This is a genomic window from Embleya sp. L77, assembly GCF_055557415.1.
In genome coordinates this window covers 124,775-138,824 of sequence record NZ_CM145710.1, presented here as the reverse complement: position 1 = coordinate 138,824, position 14,050 = coordinate 124,775, and the positions used below count along the sequence as shown (strand labels likewise).

12 protein-coding genes are annotated in these 14,050 nt (G+C 69.6%); 7 read left to right on the top strand and 5 right to left on the bottom strand.

Annotated elements, in window-relative coordinates:
- Positions 1-639 precede the first annotated feature (639 nt).
- The 3 genes from ACZOOI_RS30415 to ACZOOI_RS30405 all read left to right on the top strand — a co-directional run bounded on the left by ACZOOI_RS30415 (position 640) and on the right by ACZOOI_RS30405 (position 4,148).
- Positions 640-1,380: a TetR/AcrR family transcriptional regulator gene (locus ACZOOI_RS30415; RefSeq protein ID WP_465282784.1), complete on the top strand. Its 741-nt coding sequence runs from the start codon at positions 640-642 to the stop codon at positions 1,378-1,380.
- Between the two features lie 443 nt (positions 1,381-1,823).
- Positions 1,824-3,011 (top strand): amidohydrolase family protein, encoded by a 1,188-nt coding sequence (locus ACZOOI_RS30410; protein ID WP_465282783.1) that lies wholly within the window; start codon positions 1,824-1,826, stop codon positions 3,009-3,011.
- A 504-nt stretch (positions 3,012-3,515) separates the two neighbouring features.
- Complete coding sequence (locus ACZOOI_RS30405; protein ID WP_465282782.1) at positions 3,516-4,148, top strand: TetR/AcrR family transcriptional regulator; 633 nt, start codon at positions 3,516-3,518, stop codon at positions 4,146-4,148.
- Between the two features lie 70 nt (positions 4,149-4,218).
- On the opposite strand, the gene ACZOOI_RS30400 is transcribed toward ACZOOI_RS30405, so the two are convergent.
- The 3 genes from ACZOOI_RS30400 to ACZOOI_RS30390 form a co-directional block, all read right to left on the bottom strand.
- Positions 4,219-5,748 (bottom strand): GMC family oxidoreductase, encoded by a 1,530-nt coding sequence (locus ACZOOI_RS30400; protein WP_465282781.1) that lies wholly within the window; start codon positions 5,746-5,748, stop codon positions 4,219-4,221.
- Positions 5,749-5,823: 75 nt separating this feature from the next.
- Positions 5,824-6,642, bottom strand: coding sequence for a sugar phosphate isomerase/epimerase family protein (locus tag ACZOOI_RS30395; RefSeq protein WP_465282780.1), 819 nt, complete (start codon positions 6,640-6,642; stop codon positions 5,824-5,826).
- An 87-nt stretch (positions 6,643-6,729) separates the two neighbouring features.
- Positions 6,730-7,980, bottom strand: a complete 1,251-nt coding sequence (locus ACZOOI_RS30390; protein ID WP_465282779.1) for an amidohydrolase family protein — start codon at positions 7,978-7,980, stop codon at positions 6,730-6,732.
- Positions 7,981-8,113: 133 nt separating this feature from the next.
- Here ACZOOI_RS30390 and ACZOOI_RS30385 point away from each other — a divergent pair, with 133 nt between their 5' ends.
- Positions 8,114-8,911: a FadR/GntR family transcriptional regulator gene (locus tag ACZOOI_RS30385; RefSeq protein WP_465282778.1), complete on the top strand. Its 798-nt coding sequence runs from the start codon at positions 8,114-8,116 to the stop codon at positions 8,909-8,911.
- A gap of 269 nt (positions 8,912-9,180) precedes the next feature.
- Here ACZOOI_RS30385 and ACZOOI_RS30380 read toward each other — a convergent pair whose 3' ends face one another.
- A complete protein-coding gene (locus tag ACZOOI_RS30380; protein WP_465282777.1) occupies positions 9,181-10,122 on the bottom strand; it encodes an aldo/keto reductase in 942 nt (313 codons plus the stop codon).
- 196 nt (positions 10,123-10,318) lie between these two features.
- On the opposite strand from ACZOOI_RS30380, the gene ACZOOI_RS30375 reads away from it, so the two are divergent.
- Genes ACZOOI_RS30375 through ACZOOI_RS30365 form a run of 3 tightly spaced genes read left to right on the top strand, consistent with a single transcriptional unit; the run spans position 10,319 to position 12,975 of the window.
- Entirely contained in the window at positions 10,319-10,888 is a 570-nt protein-coding gene (locus ACZOOI_RS30375) for a hypothetical protein (RefSeq protein WP_465282776.1), read from the top strand.
- 51 nt (positions 10,889-10,939) lie between these two features.
- Positions 10,940-11,722: an SDR family NAD(P)-dependent oxidoreductase gene (locus ACZOOI_RS30370; protein ID WP_465282775.1), complete on the top strand. Its 783-nt coding sequence runs from the start codon at positions 10,940-10,942 to the stop codon at positions 11,720-11,722.
- A gap of 29 nt (positions 11,723-11,751) precedes the next feature.
- Positions 11,752-12,975: a DegT/DnrJ/EryC1/StrS family aminotransferase gene (locus tag ACZOOI_RS30365; RefSeq protein ID WP_465282774.1), complete on the top strand. Its 1,224-nt coding sequence runs from the start codon at positions 11,752-11,754 to the stop codon at positions 12,973-12,975.
- 59 nt (positions 12,976-13,034) lie between these two features.
- On the opposite strand, the gene ACZOOI_RS30360 is transcribed toward ACZOOI_RS30365, so the two are convergent.
- Entirely contained in the window at positions 13,035-13,982 is a 948-nt protein-coding gene (locus ACZOOI_RS30360; protein WP_465282773.1) for an alpha/beta hydrolase, read from the bottom strand.
- Positions 13,983-14,050: the final 68 nt, after the last annotated feature.

Below are 14,050 nucleotides of genomic sequence, written 5' to 3'. Positions count from 1 at the left end.
GCTTGTCCCGATCAACGGTCCGACCATCTCCGTTTGAGCGGATTCACGGACGGCACGTCGACCACCTCGGGCGCCGGAGCGTAACCGGAGCGGTCGCCGTTGCTTGCTGTCGCCTTTTAATGTAATGAGTAAGTTATTTTGGATGCCGTGGCATACCGGGCACTTTCGGTGGTTTGCTGCCGGGTATCGATTCAGCGCCCCGGTAACGCCGATTCGGGGCAGCGATACCCAAGCATCGACATCCCGAAGGGCCGCGCGGAGGAGGGCTGCAGTCGAGGCTCCCGGAAACGCAGCCGGTGTGCTTCGCCTCGTGCTCTCGATCGCGATGCAGGGGGCGGAACTGCCACCGGCGGAACCCTGAACTGACGACCGCGCCCGGAGAGTCTCCACACGGTTCCGCCCGGACACGGCCCACGTGCGGGGAGCACGACGTGGGTGCCACCGTCGGGCAGGTCACACGCATGCGATAGCGCGATGTTGCCACGCGTTGTTGATGCCGTACGCTAATTGCGATAGCCAGCGCATGCAGTCTCGGAACACGGAGTTCTCACCGGTACGTTTCGCGCACACATCCGGGCCGCGCGTCGTCTGTGAACGCACGCGCTCGGCGCCGGTGAAGAGCGCGGTGAAAGGACGTCGATGACTCAGCCGTCAAGGGCCCCGTCGACGCGCGGTCGTGGCCGACCGCCGCGACTGTCGCGCGAGAAGATCGTCGACGCCGCCGCGGCACTGGTCTACGAGGCCCCGGGTACGCCGCTGACGATCAAGCGGGTGTCGGAAGCCGTCGGCGCGGCGCCGATGGCGCTGTACCGATACTTCCCCGACCGCGACGACCTGCTCCACGCGGTGGCCGACCGAGTGGCATCCGACATGCGGTTCGACAAGCCGACGGGTGGGACCTGGCAGGAGCAGTTGCGCGGCTGGATGCTGTTGAGCATGGAGCACCTCCGGCCCTATCCACAGTTGCTGCCGTACATCGCTTCCACTCGCCAACCGGCGTGGTTGCCGTCGTTCACCCTGCTGACCGAGATGCTGCGGCCGTTGAAGCTGGGCGACGGGGAGCTGGCCCTGGCCGTCGCTCTGATCGGCACGACGATCATGGGCCAGGCGACGTTGGCCGCCTCGCGCGTCCCCGGCGCAGAGATGTCCGCGGTCTTGCTGGAGGCGCTCGACGAAGTGGATGTGGTGGAGAAGGAGAAGGTGGCGGCGGTGGTCGGCGCGCTGCCCGGTGCCTTCGACCGCCTCTACGACGTCGTGATCGACACCACCATCGCGGCGGTCGAGTCCCTCGCCGGAGACACCTCCAGGGCTGGCCGAACGGCGAAGCGCGGCCTCGCGGTGCCGACGAACCCGATTTTCAGCAGCGCTTCGTTGGCGTAGACGCCTGTCCCGTTCGCAGGAGACGCGCGGACGCCCATGGCCCGGCGGGGGCCGGACGAGATCCTGTGGTGTCGGCTCGCGAGCCCGGAGCCGCCGAGCGGTTCCGACGCGGCACCGCCACCCGGAGCTCACGGCGGTCCTGTGCGGTGGACTGGCCCGCCCCCGTGCCGGCCCGCGGGGGCCGGGGCCCGGGCGGGCCGGCGGTGGGCTGCCCATGAGTCTGTCGCGTTGGACGGCGGCGGTGCTGCCGATGGTGGCTCGCGGGGGTGATGGGACGCGAAGCCCCTTGCCTTTTTTGTGTAATCCGTATTTTATTCGAGGGAACGACGCGGCCCAGGCGGTGTCCGGCGAGCACGCGGAGCCGGCGATGGCCGGGCAAGGCACACCCAGGCCCGAACTCACCTGGGCCTTTTCCGTAGACTTCGCCACTGAGGAGCACGCTCATGGTTGTCATCGACGTCGATGCCCACTTCGAACCGGCTCGCGATTGGCTGGACCGGTTTCCGGAGCTGCGGGACCGGCTGCCGGCGATGCTGCCGGACGACGATCCCGAGTTCACGCCGAACACACCGGAGCACTTCGCCTACGCGGCGTTCCCCCTGCGGCAGGCGGCGGCCCGGGACCGGCGGATTCCGGTGTCGGACATGACGACGCCGTTCATGAGGGCGATCTTCCCGGAGGACCGGCCGGCGGACTTCAACCTCGGCGGGCACTCCCAGTGGCAGGAGGTCGATGCCGCCGCCCGGGTCCGCCTGTTGGACCAGCAGGGGATCACAATCCAGAACATCCTCCCCAGCATGGGCATGGTGCTCACCTCGCTGATCCGGGACGCGGAACTCGGCAAGCTGGCGGTGAGTTCGATCAACACGCACATCGCCGAGGAGACCTCCGACCACCGCGACCGGCTGCTGCCCGTGACGTCGCTGCGCTTCGACGACCTGGAATGGTCGGTCGGGGAACTACGGCGCATGCGCGAGCTCGGCAGTCGGGCCTTCTTCGTCACCAGTGAGGCCGTCGGCGGTGTGCCGGTGTTCCACCCCGACTACGACCGCCTGTGGTCGGCCGCCGAGGACCTCGGCATGGTCGCCCTCCTGCACGTCGGACTGGCGAACGCCGCCTTCGATCCGGGCTACGCCAACACCGTCGACCCGAGCGTGCTCGCCCGCATCGCGACCGCCCAGACGCACCAGATGGCGGACGTGTTCCTCAACGCCATGGTCTTCGGCGGCGTCTTCGAGCGGCATCCGAAGCTCACCGCGCTGATCTGCGAACTCGGGACGGGCTGGGTCCCCTACACGGTCGCCAACATGGACGGGCGCGCGAGTGCGGAGTCTGCGGTCTTTCTGCACGACTACAAGCTGCCGCTCAAGCCATCGGAGTACGTGCAACGCAACGTGCGCATCACGCCATTGCCGAATCCGGGGCAACTGCCTTTCGAGCTCTTCGAGAAGCTGCCCGGCGTCGCGGTGTTCTCGTCCGACATCCCGCACTTCGAGGGCAACCTGACGCCGGTCGAGTTCTACGCGAAGGAACTCGCCGACACACCGGTCGACGTCCGCGACGGCTTCCTCGCCGGGAACATCGCCGAGTCGTACGCACGCATGGGCGACCCGCTCACGCTCCCGACCTGAACCACGCCACCCGCAGCAAAGCGGGGCTAGACCGCACTGAATGGCCCCAGCCACCGAGATGGTCGTCGAGGCGCCGGGTGTCTGGGTGTTCCCGGGCCTATGAGTGGGCGTCGTCGCGAGTGCGGGGCGGCCTTGAGTCGGTGCACGGCGCAGCGGCGACCTGACCCGTCGGTGGCGCCGTGAGGCCGCTACCGGTTACGCGGCGACAGCTCCCGATCGCCGACTCCGCGTGGCGTCTCTCGCGCGTCCCGCGGGCGGAATCGAGCCGCGAAGCGAGCAGGCTTCGGAGTCGACCCTGAGCGTGTAACGAGCGCAACGGATTGCCGATCGAAATTCCGACGGCTCACTCTCCCGCCGTCCGGAGCCCCACCGTCGCAACCGGTGGGCGGGCGGGGCGTGCTCCCCGTTCGGGAGGTCGAGAATGCAGCGAACGGTGGCAGACGGGCTGCCCAGTGAGTGGATGGATCTGCGCCGGGTGTCCGGCCTGATCGGTATGCTGACCGCATGCCCGCCCCCACGCGCCGATCCTCCGATTCCGCAGGCCGCTCCGCAGCCCCGGACCTTCGTGCCCAGCAGAAGCGGTATACCCGGCAACGGCTGATCGCCGCCGCGGCCGGGCTGTTCGAGACGAAGGGTTACGAGGCGACCACCGTCGACGACATCGTCGCCGAGGCGGGGGCCGCCCGGGCCACGTTCTACCTGCACTTCACCGGCAAGGGCGACATCGTCGCGGAGTTGGCCGACCGGATCTGGACGGACACGGCCGCGATGTTCGCTGCGTTCGGCGCGCTGCCCGACTGGTCGCACGCGAGCATCCGGGCCTGGTTGAACACCTACGTCACGCGGGGCGAGGAGAATCGGCAGGCGCTGAACATCTTCGCCGAGCAGTTGCCGCACGCGTTGCGCGACCAGCACCAGGAGCACGTCAAGGAGTTCGTCGCCCTGCTCACCCGGCCGGCCGAGCGTTGGGCGCACTTCTCCAAGCCGGAGGCCAGGCGGCGTGCCTACCTGTTGATCACGCAGTTGGAGACGTTCATGCCCTCGTGGATGGCGGGCCGGTGGAGCCGGGAACGCTCCGCCATCCTCGACACGCTGACCACCGTCTGGCGCAACACGCTCGAAGCCGACCGGCACTGATCGACAGCGCCGGGCGATGTGATGTCGGCGCGGCGCCGGGAACGGGGCGGCGTCACGCGCATGACGCGCCCTACTCGGCTGCGGCGATCAGTTCCGCGCCCAGCTCGCCCAACGCGGTTGCGAGCAGGTGGGTATTGGCGCGCGGCACGGTTGGTACGACCGAGGCGTCCACGATGTGCAGGCCGTTCAGCCCGTGCACGCTCAGGTTCGTGTCGACGACGCTCGACGTCGGGTCGGTGCCGATGCGGCAGGTGCCGACGCCGTGGTAGAACGCGTAGTGCGATTCGACGAACGACGCGCACAGGACGTCGTCAGGCATGTTCAGCACGGTTCGGGCGGAGCCCGGGTCGAGCGCGAGGCCGGAGGCAGCCACGATGCGGGCGGCCATGCGCACGCCGATCGCCAGCCGCTCCAGGTTGTCGCGGTCGGTGGTGAACGGCCAGGAGATCAGTGCCGGGTCGTCGGGCGCGGCGCCGGTGGGGACGACCGATCCGGAGCCGTTGGGCAGTTGCAGGGCGACGCTGATCTCGATCTCGCGCGTGCCGTCCGGATTGCGCCGTGCGACGGGGGTGAGTTGGAGGTCGTGCGTGCGTCCCCCACCCGGACGGGCCGTGGTGCGCGCGATGGTCTGGAGCGTGGGTCCGCCGTCGGGCACCGCGTCGGGACGGACCGCCGCCCGGTACGACACGACCATGTGGTCGGTCAGATTGCGTCCCACGGCGGGTAGTTCGTGGACCGGTGCGAGGCCGAGGGCGGCGATGCCGGCCGCCGGTCCCACGCCGGAGCGCCACAGCAGCAGGGGGTTCTGCACGACGCCGGCGGACAACACGACGCGGCCCGCGTACACCCGTTCGCCGTCGGCCAGTTCGATGCCGGTCGCTCGGCCGCCGTCGAGCAGGATGCGGCGTACGTGGGCGTCGCCGCGTACGGTCAGGTTCGGCCGTCCGCGGGCGGCGTCGAGGTAGGCGACGGTGTTCGACACCCGTTCCGTGCCGCGCCGGTTCATCGGGATCGGGCCCACGCCCGTCGTCCCGGGGCGGCTGTGGTCGGGGCAGAACGGCAGCCCCGCGGCCACGCATCCGTCCACGAAGCCGCGTTGCAACGGCGTCCAGTCCGCCTCCGGATGCCGCAGGATCGGGATCGGCCCGCGATCCCCGTGGTGGGGCTCGCCGCCGAAGTCCAGGTCGTGCTCGATGCGGTTGAGGTACGGCAGCATGCGCTCCCAGCGCATCCCCGCCGGCCACGCCGCGAAGTCCTCCGGCTCCGGGCGCATCGCCACCGCGCCGTTGGTCGCCGACGAGCCCCCGACGCCGCGCCCGCGCGCGTAGTTGAGCGTGCGTCCGCCGGCCGAGGCGACCTTGTCGCCCCAGTTGTACGGCCAGGCCACCGGCCGCGACAGGTGCCGCAGTTCGTCGGGCAGCGCGTCGGGGCGGTGGTCGGGGCCGGCCTCGACCAGCAGGACCGAACGCTCCGCCCGCTCCGACAACCGGGCGGCCAGGACGCACCCGGCCGAACCCGCACCGATCACGACGACGTCGAACGTGCCCGGGCCGCTGCTCGGGGATATTCCGGTATCGGGGTTTGTCTGTACGGCTGACATGCGCGCTTCCTCTGCTTCTGCTTTCCTGACTACGGACTCACCACGGTTGTGCTGTGCGGGGAACCTCGCCCGCGCCTACCCGAAGCGCGTCACCGCCGATTCCCACGCCGAGCGTGACGAGGCGAGGGTGGCGGCGGCGAACTCGTGGAGGTCGGCGGTGCGCCACGCCTCGGAGAGGAGTTCCACGCTGACCACGCCGTCGTACCCCTTCGCGACGAGCGTCGCGCAGAATCGGCCGAGATCCAGGACGCCTTCACCCGGCAGGACCCGTCGGTGCATGGACTCGTGGTGCGTGTCGTCGGAGATCGGCTCGGGCGCGTCCGCGAACTGCACGAAGCCGACGCGATCCAGCGGCACAGCGGCCAGGTCCTCCCACCTGCTCGGTCCGCGGAAGAAGTGCCAACTCTCCACGACCAGGCGCAGGTTCGGGTGGGCGACTCGATCCAGCAGGCGCAGGGCCTCGGGGATGGAGTCGACGTGCCGGGTGGGCAGGAATTCCAGGGACAGGCCGATCCGTTCTTCGGCCAGCGACCGGGCGCAAGCGGCGGTGTTCGCCACCACGTCGTCGTCGATCTCACCGGTGACCACGCACAGGACCTGCGCCGGGCGCAGCACCCTCGACAGGCGGAGCACCTGTTCCAGGCTGCGCAGCGTGCTCGCCTCGTCGGCGGAGATCGACAGCGAGACCAGTTCGTGGCAGGGCAGGTCGTGCTGCTCCAGGTGCGCGGCGAGGTCGTGCGGGGTCAGGCCGTCGCGTTCGTGCGCGAGGACGGAGAGGACATCGAGCCCGATGCGGTCGTAGCCGGCGGACGCGGCGGCGGCGATCTGCTGCGGGAGGGAGGGCGCGAGCCCGTAATACGTCGAGTGGTTGAAGGTGTTGAAGCTGTAGCGCATCGGATCCTCGAAGCGGTTGAGGAGCCGGGGCGGGGTACGCGTGGCGACCGACGTGGCCCGCCCCGGTTCGGTGTCGAGCCGGCGTCGTCAGCGTGCGGCGAGCGCCGGGTGCTCGGCTCCGTAGTGGTCGATGAACACCGAGCCCAGGGCGTCGGCTCGTACCTCGGCACCGTCCAGGGGAACCGCGACATCGGTAACCAAGGGGCCGACCCGTGCGGCGAGTTCGTCCAGGCGCGCGAGGTCGAATCCGTACACGCGGGCCGCGTTGCCCGCCAGCATCTCCCGGGCCTCGGCCTCGGGTACGCCTTCGAAGGTCAGGCGCAGTGATTCGTGGGTGTATGGGAAGGACCCCTCCGCGTGCGGATAGTCGGAGCCCCACATCAGCCGGTCGACGCCGATCGTCTCGCGCATCGCCGCGTCCGTCTGACGCAGCGGGCTCGCGCCGATCCAGCAGTTCCGCGCGAAGTACTCGCTGGGCAGAAGGGTGAGCCCGGCGGCCATGTCCGATCCGAAGAAGTGCTGCGCGGTGCCGTCGAGCGGCATCGTGCGTACGAACTGGTCGAGTTTGGCCAGTTCGCGAGGCACCCAGGCGGAGCCCTGCTCGGTGAAGACGACCCGCAGGTCGGGGAAGCGTTCGAAGACGCCGCCGAAGACGAGGTGTCCGAGGACGCGGTTGGAGAACCAGGTGATCTCCGAGAGGAGGACGGCCAGCCCGCGCGGGTCGTGAGGGTAGGCGGGGACGCCGCCACCGCTGTGCAGGTTGACGACGACGCCCTCGTCCTGGCACGCCTGCCAGATCGGGTCGTATACCGGGTCGAACAACGGCGCCAACGCGGAACCCGGCGGCACACCCGGTACCAGGATGCCGCCCAACAGACCCACTTCCTTGGTCCAGCCGACCTCGCGGACCGCGTCGTCGACGTTGTTGAGCATGATCTGTGCGACGCCGGCCCGGCGGCCGGGAGTCGCGGCGCAGAAGTCGGCCACCCACCGGTTGTGGGCCTGGAGCCCGGCCCAGCGTTGTTCGTACTCGGTGGCGGTCGCGGGCGGCGGAGGGACGAAGAACTGGGTCTGCGGGAAGAACGGCGGCACGGTGTTGGGGTAGATCACCTCGGCCACGATGCCCTGCGACATCAGGTCGGCGTCGCGGACGGCGCTGTCCCAGTTGCAGTCCTGGGCCTTGCTGAGCAGGTGTTCGGATTCGAACGGATTCACCAGCGTCGCGGCCCACCGATCGAACGCCTCGTGGTGCGTGGAGGCCAGGTATGGGCGGTAGTCCAGCAGATCCGCGCCGGCATGGCAGTCGGACGAGATGACCGTGTAGCGGTCGACAGGCATGAGGGTTCCCTTTCGCGTCGTCGACTTGAACATATCTAACATAGCTATGTTAAGCAGCATTGAGCCAGCACTTCTTGCGAAGGAGCTCGGGAACGTGCCGCTGCGAGCCCCTTACATAGCTAAGATCGACGCCATGGCGAAGAGTTCGGGTGCGATCAAGGCGGAGCCGCGCGAGGTGGTGGAGCCGGTGCGCTACACGGCCATTGCCGAGGTCGTCGCCGACGCGTTGCGGCACCGCATCCTGGAGGGCGAGCTGGCCGACGGCGACGTGCTGCCCAAGCAGGACGAGTTGATGGCGGAGTTCGACGTGGGCCGTACGACGCTGCGCCAGGCCATTCGCATCCTGGAGACCGAGGGGCTGCTCACCGTCCGCCGCGGAAACATGGGTGGTTCGGTGGTGCATCGGCCCACGCCCGAGGACGCGGCGCACATGTTCGGCATGGTCATGCACGCCCGACGGGTGACCCTGGAGGACCTGGCCCGGGCGTTGCGGCGGCTGGAGCCGGTGTGCGTGGCGTTGTGCGCGCAGCGGGAGGACAGGATGGAGGCCGTGGTGCCGCGGTTGCGTGAGATCCACGCGCGGATGGCGCCGACCGTCGAGGACGGCCTCGCGTACATCCGGGCGAGCCGCGAGTTCTACGAGGCGATCGTGGCCTCGTGCGGGAACCGCACGATGCAGATCCTGCTGGGCATGGTCGAGACGCTCTGGGTACGCCAGGAGCAACTGTGGGCCGAGGGCTCGGCGAGCGAGGTGGGGCCGGACGCGCGCCTGTTGGGCATCCGTGAACACCAGCGCCTGATCGACCTGATCGCCGACGGCGACGAGACCTTGGCCTACCGGTACGCGGTGCGCCATCTCGAGAGCGCGCACGCCTATCCGCTGCAGGAGTACGCGGTGTACCCGGTGCGGTCCGGGCCGGCCGCGCCCTGAGCGTTCCGGCCCAGGACCGGCGACGAACGCACGGGCGTCCTTCGGGGCAGCCGAGATCGGGCCGGAGGCGCGCTGCCCTCGGGGGCTGTCCGCGCCGCCGGCCCGACGCGTTCGAGACGAGTCGGTCCTGCCGAGAATCGGCGCTGAACGGGAGTTCCCGGAGCCGACGCGAGGATGCCGACGACCCGACCGAGCCCGGTCCGTCGACATCTCGCCGGCCAAGCGGCCGGTGCCGTGACGCGGCCTCGTGCGCGGAGCCGACACTCGACCTACGCCCGGTGGCCGCCGGCTGCCTCCGCGATGTCCGCGAAGAGTTCGGCGGGCAGGTCCTCCAGCGCGGCGGCGTTGGCAGCGACCTGCTCCGCCGAGGTGGCGCCGACCAGTACGGACGGAACCGTCGGCTGGGCGGCCAGCCAGGACAGGGCCAGGCCGGTCATACTGCGCCCGGTCCTCTCGGCCAGGTCCCGCAGCCGCTCGACGACGGCGAAGTTCGCGTCGGTGGCGATCGAGGCGAAGTAGGGCAGCGTCGCCAACCGTGATCCCTCGGGAAAGTCCCTGTCCTGTCGGTACTTGCCGGTGAGCAGTCCCGAGGCCAGGGGGAAGTAGGGGATGACTCCGATCCCGAAGTGCGCGGCCGCGGGTATCGATTCGCTTTCCACCGCACGGGAGAGCAGGTTCCACTCCACCTGGATCGCGGCGAAGCCGACCGTGTGGCGGGCCCGCGCGGTGTGCACGGCGTCGGCCAGTTGCCAGGCCGCGAGGTTGGAGGCAGCGGCGTAACGGATCTTGCCGGCGCGCACCAGGTCGTCCAGGGCCGCCAGGGTCTCCTCGACCGGCGTCTGCGGATCGGGGTAGTGCTGGTAGTACAGGTCGATGTGGTCGGTGGCCAGACGGCGCAGGCTGGCCTCGCAAGCGCGGATCACGTGACGCCGGGACGACCCGCCACCGTACGGGCCGGGGGCGACGGGGCCGCCGAATTTCGTGGCGATCACCACGTCGTCGCGACGGCCACCGAGGGCCTTCCCGAGGATTTCCTCGGACAGTCCCTTGGCGTAGATGTCGGCGGTGTCGAACAGCGTGATGCCGCAGTCCAGGGCGGCGTCGACCACCTGTGAGGCCGCCGCCTGATCGATGCGCATGCCGAAGTTGTTGCAGCCGAGCCCGAGGGTCGAGACCTTGAGGCCGGTTCGACCGAGGTTTGCGTAGTGCACGAAGGCTCCTTGGATGAAGGCAGAAGGCCCGAGGCGACGAGGGCGCCACCAACTTATGTGTAACGTCTACACGAAACCAATCGGCGAGTGGGGCCTCATCTTGTGAACGTCATCATAACCATGATAGCTATGATGTGAACTGACGGGCCCTCAGATTTCGGCGGCGTCAACGCCCATGCGGACGAGGAGTTTCGGTATGGCCGCACCCGACGACAATCCCGCCTCGCGGCGGATCACCCACCTGGAACTGCTGCACCGACCCGGAGAGCGCGCGCAGGCTCAGCGGCTGCTCGAACTGCTGGGGTGTCGGGTCCTGGATCGGGGTGGACACTTCTTCAGTGCCTTCGTCGAACCCGAGGTGACCGACTACCTGAGCAACATCCTGTACGCGTCCGAGGTGACCCCGGAGCAGTGGGCCTTCGAGTGTCAACTGGACGTGGCGGCCACCGACGGGCCGTTCGCCCGGGCACGGTCGGCCTGGGACGCGCACATGCGGGCCAAGCCCCAGTACACCTACCACTTCGGGCTGCGCCTGCCGTCCGAGGAGGCACTGGACACCGCCCTGGCACGCATCGACGCGGCCGGTCGCGAGGACGGCGAACTCGCGGGCCGGGTCGAGGTCGTGGCGGTGTTCCGCCCCGGCGATCCCGACGCCGCGACCGACACGATGGTCCAGGCGTTCGTGCGCACCGACATCGTGGCGTGCGGCCTGGTCACCCTCGGGCAACACATCGAACTCCAATGGCACCTTCCCCGCACGCCCTAGCTGCTCCGGCCGTGCGGGCCGGGGCCGCCTCGCCACTCGAAGGGATCCACCATGTACGACCTCGCAGGAAAGGTCGCGCTCGTCACCGGCGCCGCGCAGGGGCAGGGAGCAGCCGAGGCACGCCTGTTCGTCGCCTGCGGCGCGTCGGTCATGCTCGCCGACGTCCAAGCCGAGCAAGGCGCCGCGCTCGCGAAGGAGTTGGGGGACAACGCCGCGTTCGTCACGCTCGACGTCTCGGACGAGCGGGCCTGGGCGGCGGCGGTCGAAGAGACCGTGTCCCGCTTCGGCCGCATCGACGTACTCGTCAACAACGCGGCCGCGATGCGGATCATCGCCATCGAGGACGAGACGGCCGCCGACTTCCGGCGCATCCTCGACGTCAACCTGCTCGGCCCCTTCCTCGGCATCCGCGCCGTGGCCCCGCACATGCGCGAGGCAGGCGGCGGATCGATCATCAACATCGCCTCGGTCAGCGGCGTACAGGCGCAGGCGTGGGCATCCGCGTACTCCGCGTCCAAGTGGGGACTGCGCGGCCTGACCCGCACCGCTGCGGCAGAGCTCGGCGAGGCCGGAATCCGGGTCAACGCCATCGTGCCCGGCGCCATCCACACCGCGATGCTGCCGGGCGACCGCAGCGGCGCCGAACAGGACACCCGGTTCGCGCGCTTGCCGTTGGGCCGCGCCGGTGAACCCGACGAGATCGCCCACATGGCCGCGTTCCTCGCCTCGCCCGGCGCCTCCTACGCCACCGGCGCCGACTTCACCGTCGACGGCGGACTCCTCGCCGGTCCGCCCGCGGCACCGCGCCCCGCCGCTCCGATGACCTTCCACTGAACCCCCACCCACCACCAGAAGGACACCCCATGAGTGAGCAACAGCGCGTCGTCTATGCGAGCGCCGTCTACGACCAGGACGAAGTCGACGCCGTGATGGCGGTTCTGACGCAGGGTCAGAACGGCCTGCGGATCGGCCCCAACGTCGCCGAGATGGAACGCCGCGTGGCCGACCTGTTCGGCAAGCGCCACGGGGTGATGGTCAGTTCCGGTTCCGCCGCGCTGTTCCTGGCCCTGGAGATCCTCGACCTGCCGGTCGGCTCCGAGGTGATCACCTCGCCGCTGACCTTCTCCACCGACCTGTCGTGCCTGCTGCGCGCCGGGATGGTGCCGGTCTTCGTGGACGTCGAACCCGACACCTTCCAGATCGACGTCACCAAGATCGAGCCGATGATCGGCGAGCGGACCCGCGCCATCCTCGTGCCCAACCTCGCCGGCAACGCACCCGACTGGGACGCCATCCGCGCCATCGCCGACCGACACGACCTCAAGGTCATCGAGGACTCCTGCGACGCCGTGGGCGCCACCCTGCGCGGCACGCCCACCGGCGCCCGCTCCGACATCTCGGTCACCAGCTTCTCGCTGTCGCACATCATCACCGCCGCCGGCACCGGCGGCATGGTCATGCTCGACGACGACGCCCTGCGCGACCGCTGCCTGACCCTGCGCGGCTGGGGCCGCCGCTCGGAGGCACAACTCTTCGGCTCCAAGGCCGGATCGCGGGACTTCTGGACCGACCTGGACGGCATCAGCTACGACAACATGTTCATCTTCGACGAGGCCGGCTGGAACTTCCTGCCCACCGAACTGTGCGCGGCCTTCGGCGTCCAGCAGGTCAAGAAGCTCGACCGCAACTACGAACGCCGGCAACACAACTTCACCCGCTTCTCCGAGGTGCTGCGCCGCCACCCGAAGCACTTCACGCCGCCTCGCCAGACCGAGGAGCTGAACACGGCGTGGTTGTCGTACTGCTTCCTGGTCAAGCCCGACGCCGGGTTCGGCCGCAGCGACCTCCAGCAGTATCTGGAGCGCCACGGCATCGACACCCGCGTCGTGTGGACCGGCAACGCCGCCCGCCAGCCCTTCATGAAGAACGCGACCTTCCGGCAGCCCGCCGACGGTCTCCCGGGCGCGGACCAGGTGATGGAGTACGGGATGCTGATCTCCTGCAACCACGGCCTCACCGACGAGATGATCGACCACGTCGCCGCCCGGATCGACGCGTTCGTTCGGCAACTCGACACCGCCTCCTGAGCGTTCGCCCCCGGTCGCGCGAAGCCGTGTGGTTTCGCGCGACCGGGGGCGAGGTGATGTCAATCTGTGGAGAGTGCTTTGTGCAGGGCCGCACATACGTCGTCGAGTGCCTGGGAGCAGGCCGGGACGGTGGCGAAGTAGGACAGGAAGCCGTGCAGCATGCCGGGGTAGGGGCGGAAGTCCACGTCGACGCCGGCGTTTTCCAGTGCGGTGGCGTAGGCCGCGAAGTCGTCGCGTCCGTGGTCGTAGCCGGGGGCGACGATGATGGCCGGGGGCAGGCCGGACAGGTCGCTCGCGTGCACCGGCGACAGGTACGGGTCGCGGGGGTCGTGCCCGGCCGTGTACGCCGCCCACATCGAACGGCCGGTTTCCGAGCTCACCATGGGGGCGTGGGCCATCTCGGTCCAACTCGGGCGCCGCGAGACCACGTCCAGGCCGGGATATGCCAGCATCTGGTAGCGGAAGCTCGGGCCGCCGCGGTCGCGGGCCGCCAGGCAGGTGACGGTGGCCAGGTTTGCACCGGCGCTGTCCCCGCCAACAGCCACGCGTGTGGGGTCGCCGCCGATGTCGCCGGCGTGCTCGGTGACCCACGACGCGGCCGCGTAGAAGTCCTCCAGCCCGGCGGGGAACGGGTTTTCCGGCGCCAGGCGGTAGTCGACGGAGACGACGAGCACCTCCGCCCGCTTGGCGATCTCCCGACACAGCGCGTCGTGGGTGTCGACGTCGCACATGCACCATCCGCCGCCGTGGCCGAACACCAGGACGGGCAACGACGGCGCGGGGGAGGGGGCGTACACGCGCACCGGGATGGCCCCGTCCGGGCCGGGCAGAGTGCGGTCCTCGACTCGATGGACCTCGGACCTGGGTTGGCGGGCGGAAGCGACTCTGGCGTGTTCGCGGATCGCTTGGACGTTGTCAGGGGTGACGGGCGGCATCATGGGAACGCCGACCATGACCGCCGCGAGCTCGGGGGGAAGCAGGGGATAGTCGTTCGGATCGAAAGTCATGACCTACCTCGTGGACGTGCGGGGGCCTACGCGTGCCACCGAATGGTGCGGACGACGGCGCGGCCGGT